Source organism: Streptomyces sp. NPDC049577 (assembly GCF_040675635.1).
In the GTDB taxonomy this organism is placed as follows: Bacteria; Actinomycetota; Actinomycetes; order Streptomycetales; family Streptomycetaceae; genus Streptomyces.
Window position 1 is genome coordinate 1 of the sequence record NZ_JBFAPH010000321.1, and the last position, 7247, is coordinate 7247.

Below are 7247 nucleotides of genomic sequence, written 5' to 3' on the forward strand. Positions count from 1 at the left end.
CGATCGTCCAGCGGATCACCCCGCCGGCCGGACAGCCGGCGGGCGGCGACGCCCAGCCCACCTGGTCCTCGGACGGCACCACCCTGGCCTTCACCCGTAACGCGGTGATCCACGATCGCGGCGGCAGCAAGCACATCTGGACCGTGCCGGTGAACGCCCTCGACCGGCAGCGCGATCTGAGCGCGGCGATCTGCCCGGGCGACTGCGCGATCATCGACGACAGCCCCGCGTTCTCCCCGGACGGGCGCACCATCGCCTTCAACCGGAAGAACGGCGGCGGCCGGATCGACGAGCGCAACGGCATCCTGCTCACCTCCGTGTCCGGTGACGACTGCCGGGTCCTGCTGCCCGAGGCGGCCCGGGACGGCGCGGACGCCTGCCGCCGGGAGCTGCCGGACACCTCGGTCACCGGCCCGCACCAGCCGCGCGACGTGGCCTGGAAGCCGGACGGCTCCGGGCTGGTCTTCAGCGCCCGCAGCGATCTGCCCGTCCAGTGCCCCGAGCAGCTGTGGCGGGTGAACGTCCGGACCGGCCGGCTGTCGCCGGTCACCACGGAGCTGCCGGGGCGTCAGAAGGAGCCGTCGGTCCAGCAGTCGGTGAACCTGACGGTGCGCTCCCCGGGCCGGGCCCCCGAGGTGACCGTCGGCACGTCCACGGACGTCCGCGTGGAGGTCGTCAACAACGGCCCGGCCGCCTCGCCCGGCACCCGGCTGACGATCGCGCCGCCGCCCGGCCTGAGCGTCACGGGGATCCGCCGCCCGGACGGCACCTGTGACGCCGCGTCCCTCCAGTGCGACATCGGGGTGATGCGGCCCGGCACGACCGTGCCGGTGACCGTGACGCTGACCGGGCGCGCCGCCGGCGACCAGCCGGTGGACTGGTCGGTGGCCGGCAGCGTCCTCGACCCGGAGCCGGGCGACAACACGGCCCGGACGGTGGTGCCGGTGCGGGAGGACACCCCGCCGAGCCCCACCCCGAGTCCCACACCGCCGACGCCGACCCCGCCGAGCCCCACACCTCCCGCGCCCACCCCGACGGCACCCACCCAGCCTCCCGTGCCGCCCGCGCCACCCGCTCCGAAAGCCGGGCCCGGGGTCCGGGTGACCGCCCAGCCCGACCCGGGCTACGTCGGCGGCCGGATCGTGGTCACGTACACCGTGCGCAACGGACGCAACGCGCTGGCCACCGGACTGCGGCTGCGCCTCGGGCTGCCCGCGGAGATCCCGAACGCCGGGCCGCCACCGGGCTGCGACGCCTCATGGGTGTGCGGGCTGCCCGACCTCGCACCGGGCGCCTCCACCGTCGTCCAGGTGGTGCTCGCCCCCGACCGGGCACTGACCGGCCGTGCCACCGGCGTCCTCACCACCACCGGGACGGACGCCGACCCGGGCGACAACACGGCCCGCACGACGCTGCGGATCCTCCAGCCGCGGATCGTCGCGGTGCCGCCGATCGGCAAGCCCGGGTTCGTCACCTCGGTGCGCGGCGAGGACTTCCCGCCCGGCGCGCCGGTGCGGTTCACCTGGCGGCCGGGGATCACCGCGGCCGCGGCGCCGACCCTGCCGAAGCGGGACGGCACGTTCATCGGCCAGTTGCTCATCCTCGCCAAGGACCAGACCGGGCCGCGCGTCATCACCGCGAGCGGCCCCGGATTCGCACCGGTGACGACCGACTTCCTGGTGGTGAGCGGGAGCGTGCAGCCGCCCGACGAGGTGACCCGCCGGTGATCCACGAGGTCGACGAAGCGCTGCGCGGCCTGCTGCGCGAGTCCGGGCTGGAGGCGTCGGGCGTCGAGGTCGTCCTCGACGCGCCCACCCGCGACTGGGCGGCGCGCCGCAACGCCCCCACGGTCTGTGTGTTCCTGTACGACGTCCGGGAGGACGTGACCCGGCGCGGCAGTGGCGGCGGCGAGGTCCACGACGCGGACGGGTACGTGGTGGCGCGGCGCACCCCGCCCCGCTGGTTCGAGCTGACGTACCTGGTCACGGCCTGGGCGAGCCGCCCGCAGGACGAGCACCGGCTGCTCTCGCAGGCGCTGGCCACGCTGGTGGCCGCCGACGCGCTGCCCGAGCGGCTGCTCACCGGCACGCTCGCCGAACTCGGCCTGACCGTGGGCCTGGACACCGCCGGGGCCGCGCCCGACGCGCCGGCCGCCTCCGACGTGTGGTCGGCGCTCGGCGGCGAGCTGAAGGCGTCGTTCGACGTGCGGGTGCGCGCGCCCCTCGCCGGGGTGAGCCGGACCGCCGCGCCGCCGGTGACCGAGGGGCTCGTGGTGCGCTCCGCCACCCGGGGGCACGACGGGGATCCGGTGCCGGGGCGCCGGTTGCGGTACGAGGGGGTGGCCGACCCGGGTCCGGACGGCTTCGCCGGGCCGCGCGAGCGGCGCCCCGCCCCCGCCCGTCGCCGCCGAGGAGGACGGCAGCCGTGACGTACACCGCCGGTACCACCGGCACCGCCGTCGCCGCGGATCCCCTGTGGTCGCGGCTGCGGCTGGTCGAGGAGCGGGTGCGGTACGCGGTGGCGGCCCGCCGCGCCGTCGATCCCGACCCCGGCGACCCGTACCGGGGCCAGTACCTCTCCCCCGAGGCGGTGGAGCGGATCCTGGACGTGCGGGGCGGCCTCGACGTGCCGGGGTACGAGCCGCTGCCGGCGCCGCCCGGGTCCGTGCTCGGGGTGCTGGCCGAGCGGTTCGGTCTGTCGCCGCTGGACACGGATCTGCTGCTGGTCGCGGTGGCGCCGGATCTGGACGCCCGGTTCGAGCGTCTCTACGGCTATCTCAACGACGATCTGACGCGCCGCCGGCCGACCGTCGGGCTGGCCCTGGAGCTGTGCGGGCTCGCCGCGGCGTCAGCCGCCCGGTTCCGGCTCTCCCCGGGTGCGCCCCTGGTGGCGGGCGGTCTGGTGGAGGTCACCGAGCCGGACCGCCCGGTGCTGTCGCGCGTGCTGGCCGTCCCGGACCGGGTCACCGCCCATCTGCTGGGTGGCGTGGAGCCGGACGCCCGGCTCGCCGGGGTGATCGGCGAGGCGGCCGACGATCCGACGGCCGAGGCGGGGGAAGTCCGCCGGGCGGTCTCCGCGGCCCGCTCGGGAACGGGCCTGGTGCATCTGCTCGACCGGGGCGGCGACGCGCCGGGCCTCGCCGTCGCTGCGTTGCGCACGGCCGGGCTGCTGCCGCTGGTCCTCGACGCGGCGGCACTCGCCCGGCGCCCCGGCGATGTGCCCGCACTCGCCCGGGTGGCGGCGCTTGAGGCCCGGCTGACCGGGGCCGGCGTGATCCTCGGCCCGCTGGAGGCACTGCCGGGACAGCCCGGCGAACGGGCCCGGGCACTGCGCGAGATGTGCGCGACGCTGCGCGGCACTCCGCTGTTCACCTACGGCGCGGACGGCTGGGATCCGGCGTGGGCGGCCGACGCCCCGGTCGTCCTCCCGGTGTCCCCGCCCTCGCCCGCCCGGCAGGCCGCGCGCTGGCGGCACGCCCTCGGACTGGCCGGTGGCGGGGACCTTGAGCGGGAGGACGCCGACGCGCTCGCCCGGGCGGTCGCCGCGCACCGCCTCGACGGCGGGCAGCTGCGCCGCGCCGCCGGAGCGGCGGTGCGCACGGCCGCCCTGGCGGGCCGCCCGGTCTCCCCCGACGACCTGCGGTCCGCCGTACGGGAGCAGAACGGCGCGGGACTCGCCCGGCTGGCCCGCAGGGTGGAGCCGGGTGTCGGCTGGGACGATCTGGTGCTGCCCCCACCGACCCACCGCAGGCTGCGCGAGCTCGCGGTGCGCGCCCGCCACCGGGAGCAGGTGCTCGGACAGTGGCGGATGCGGCCGGGCGGCGGCCGGGGGCGTGGTGTGATCGCGCTGTTCGCGGGCGGGTCGGGCACCGGCAAGACCATGTCCGCCGAGGTGGTCGCGGCGGACCTCGGCATGGACCTGTACGTCGTCGACCTGTCCACGGTCGTCGACAAATACGTCGGGGAGACCGAGAAGAACCTGGAGCGGATCTTCACCGAGGCCTCCGCGGTCAACGCGGTGCTGCTCTTCGACGAGGCGGACGCGATCTTCGGCAAGCGCTCGGAGGTCAAGGACGCGCACGACCGGCACGCCAACATCGAGTCGGCGTATCTTCTCCAGCGCATGGAGTCGTTCGACGGGATCGCCGTGCTGACCACCAACCTCCGGGCCAACCTGGACGAGGCGTTCACCCGGCGGCTCGACGTGGTGGCCGAGTTCCCGGTCCCCGACGCGGCCCAGCGGCTGGCCCTGTGGGAACGGTGCCTGGGTGATCGTCTGCCGCGCGCCGAGGACCTGGATCTCCGCTTCTGCGCGGACCGCTTCGAACTGGCCGGCGGCTCGATCCGGGCCTGCGCGGTGACCGCGGCCTATCTCGCGGCGGAGTCCGGCGGGCCGCTCACCATGCGGCAGTTGGTGACGGCGGTGGTGCGCGAGTACCGCAAACTGGGGCGGCTGGTGCTGGAGAGCGAGTTCGGTCCGTGGGCGCGGGAGATGACGGCCGCCGAGGGCTGAACGGGCCCTTGCGGGCGGTTCCGCCGGAGTGCCGTAGCGGGGCGCGATCGTGTGCCACCCCGCTATGTGACGCTCAGAGAACGATGTCCATGGGTTCGTCGGTGCCGAAGGAGCCCTGGGCCACCGCCGCCGGGTTCGCGCTCAGGTCGGTGGCGGCCTTCCATATCTCCTGGCTGAGCGACGAGGGGACCGTCGCCAGGTTGGCCTTGCGGGCCTCGTCCATGATCTTCTTCAGCATCGGCCACAACTGGCCGGGAGCGGCCCGCTCACTGATCCAGCGCATCTCGAGCGGGGCGCCCTTCTGGCCGCCGACGTGGGGGACGATCGTGTCGTTCGGCTTGTCGGCGTTCTCCAACGGCCGGCCCGGCCGGACCACCTCGAAGTCCTCGGTGCCGTTCAGCAGAGCGTGCAGCATGCGCGCGGTGTTGGCCACGCCGTTCCTGCCTTGGTCATGCCTCGTGTCGTACACCGGATCCCCCGGGTTCGCCGTGATCTGCGGGTACTTGGCCATGTGCGCCTGCCAGTGCGCGGTCCCGGTCTCCGGGATGTGCTGGTGGATCCACGCGGCGAGCTCGTTGGCCTGCTCAGGTGTGATCACGCCGCGGCGCAGGAGGTCCGTGGTGGCCTGCTGCCGGATGGCTCCGAGGTTCGCCATCTTGAGCAGGAAGGGCACGGCGTTCTTGGTCGTGGAGGTGGCCCCGCGCACACCGGCCTCCACCATGGCGCTGCCGATGGCGTACGACACTCCGAGGGCGAGGGTCCCGGTGAGCGCCTCCTTGTCGCCCGATCCCTGGTCGTCGTTCAGCAGCGCGGGTACGACGTTCGAGCGGAGAAGGGACACCGCGCGGTTGACGGCCACGGCTGCGGCGCGCCAGCCGTCGGCGATGTGCGCGTTGCGGTCGTTGCGACGGGAGTCGTGGCTGACGCCGGCCTGGTAGCTGTAGAGCGACGGCAGCCCGGACGGCAGGACGCCGACGGTGGCCTGGATGTACAGCTCCTGTTTGATGTCGGCCTGGAAGCCCCGGATCGCCTCCTGCACGTCGGACCGGCCGTACAGGTCCGGGCCGAGCCACTGCTGGAGGGCGGCCAGCGGGGTACCGGTCGCGGCGTTCGCCGAGTGCGGCACCATGAACATGCGCGCCGTGGGCTGCTGACCGAAGATCTGCCCGACGTGCCCCTCGATGTGCTCGGCCAGCTGCTTGACGGTGGCGTCGGAGCCGGGGGCCATCTCGTCGACGGGCGCGGTGACGTACTCCAGGTTGCTCATCGCCGCCGCGGGACGGCCGGTCACCACGGGCGCGCCGTCACGTCCGGTCAGGTTGGCGAGGACCGCGTACAGGTCCCGCAGTCGCCGGGACAGCGAGTTGTGGTCCGTGACGATCCTCAGGTTCTCCCCGGTCACCACAGGCGTCGCGTAGTCCAGGCCACCGTGGAAGAAGGCGCCGAGGTCGGATGCGGGGGCACGGCCGTCGACCGGGTTGAGGCCCGTGGTGTCGTGTGTGCCGAAGCTCGGGACGCTCAGTTCCGCCTCGAAGCCCACCAGCCGCTGTACCGCGTCCGGTTCCGCGGGCCGGTGCGCGACGACGTGTTCGTCGACGGCGCGTTCGTCGACGGCGCGGGCGACCGGGACGGGGCCCGACATGACCCGCCGGGCGTTCGCCTCGGCGGCCCGTTCGAACCGGTCCGAGGGGTCGGAGACCCTGAGCCCGTCGCCGTGGTCGGTGCCGGAGACCGGGCCCTGGCTCTGCTGGATGACGTGGGTCAGTTCGTGGGCGAGGGTGTGCTTGTCGCCTCCGCCGGCACCGATCACCACGTGGCTGCCGGAGGTGTAGGCGCGGGCGCCGATGGCGCGGGCCGAGCGGGCGGCGGCGGCCCCCGTGTGCAGCCGTACGCCGGAGAAGTCGGCGCCGAGCCGGGCCTCCATCTCCCGGCGCACCGGCGCCGCGAGGGGCTTTCCGGCCGACCGCAGCACCTCGGGCACACCCGTGCCGGACGGTTCCGGCGCCGGGGCGTTGCGGACCCGGCGGGCGACCATGCCGGCCGCGGCGGCGTTGCCCGCGGTCCGCTGCACGGCGCGGAGCGCTTCGGCGGTGAGCGGTGGCGGCACGGCGGCGCCGGCCCCCGGCACGGGCCGGCGGGAGGCGGGGGCCGCGTGCCCGGTCTCACGGCTCCCGGTGCGTTCGGCGCGCGGCCTGGACGTCTGCACCTTGCTGCCTCCTTGTCGCGCACGCCTGTCACGGCCCTCCAGTGGACCGCGCCGGGGCCGGGCGGGCCAGGGCCCGAGGGGCACGAAGGGGCCGCCGGGCGGGGCGTCCGGCGGTCCGCCGCGGAGGTCCGTAAAGGCAGTGTGGTTGCCCCCGGCAAGGTCCCCCCGCCCCTGTCGCCGCGCCCAACCCGCCTCGGAGACTCGGCATCGACGCAGGTGGACCCGATGGAACGCGAAGGAGCGAGCATGCCGACGTACCTCACCCCGGGCGTGTACGTGGAGGAGGTGCAGTCCGGTGCCCGCCCGATCGAAGGGGTCGGCACCGCCGTCGCCGCGTTCGTCGGGTTCGCCGAGACCGGCCCGTTCCACGAGCCGACCCTGGTCACCAACTGGGACCAGTACACGCAGTTGTTCGGCGGCTTCACCGAGGGCACGTACCTCGCGCACGCCGTCTACGGCTACTTCTCCAACGGCGGCGGCGCGGCCTACGTGGTGCGGATCGGCGGGTCCGGCAAGGACTCCTCCGCGT

General features: G+C 75.0%; 3 protein-coding genes and 2 pseudogenes. 4 read left to right on the forward strand and 1 reads right to left on the reverse strand.

All coding sequences use genetic code 11. From position 1 onward, the window contains the following. The 3 genes and pseudogenes from AB0K09_RS26955 to AB0K09_RS26965 all read left to right on the forward strand — a co-directional run. A pseudogene (locus AB0K09_RS26955) lies at nucleotides 1-1727 on the forward strand (hypothetical protein); the annotation flags it as partial. Beyond that, a complete protein-coding gene (locus tag AB0K09_RS26960; RefSeq protein ID WP_366068000.1) occupies nucleotides 1724-2428 on the forward strand; it encodes a DUF4255 domain-containing protein in 705 nt (234 codons plus the stop codon). The pseudogene AB0K09_RS26955 and the gene AB0K09_RS26960, both read left to right, overlap by 4 nt. Continuing rightward, the gene (locus tag AB0K09_RS26965; RefSeq protein WP_366068001.1) at nucleotides 2425-4512 is read left to right on the forward strand and encodes an ATP-binding protein; all 2088 of its coding nucleotides are present in this window, start codon (nucleotides 2425-2427) and stop codon (nucleotides 4510-4512) included. Before AB0K09_RS26960 ends, AB0K09_RS26965 begins: the two co-directional genes overlap by 4 nt. A 73-nt stretch (nucleotides 4513-4585) precedes the next feature. Here the strand turns inward: AB0K09_RS26965 and AB0K09_RS26970 are convergent, their stop codons facing one another. After that, a complete protein-coding gene (locus AB0K09_RS26970) occupies nucleotides 4586-6547 on the reverse strand; it encodes a DUF4157 domain-containing protein (protein WP_366068002.1) in 1962 nt (653 codons plus the stop codon). A 417-nt stretch (nucleotides 6548-6964) separates the two neighbouring features. On the opposite strand from AB0K09_RS26970, the pseudogene AB0K09_RS26975 reads away from it, so the two are divergent. Further along, nucleotides 6965-7247 (forward strand): annotated as a pseudogene (locus AB0K09_RS26975) (phage tail sheath family protein); the annotation flags it as partial.

Excerpts from the sequence above, each read along its gene's own strand:
- AB0K09_RS26970 (WP_366068002.1), bottom strand. The coding sequence starts at position 6,547 with ATGGTCGCCCGCCGGGTCCGCAACGCCCCGGCGCCGGAACCGTCCGGC.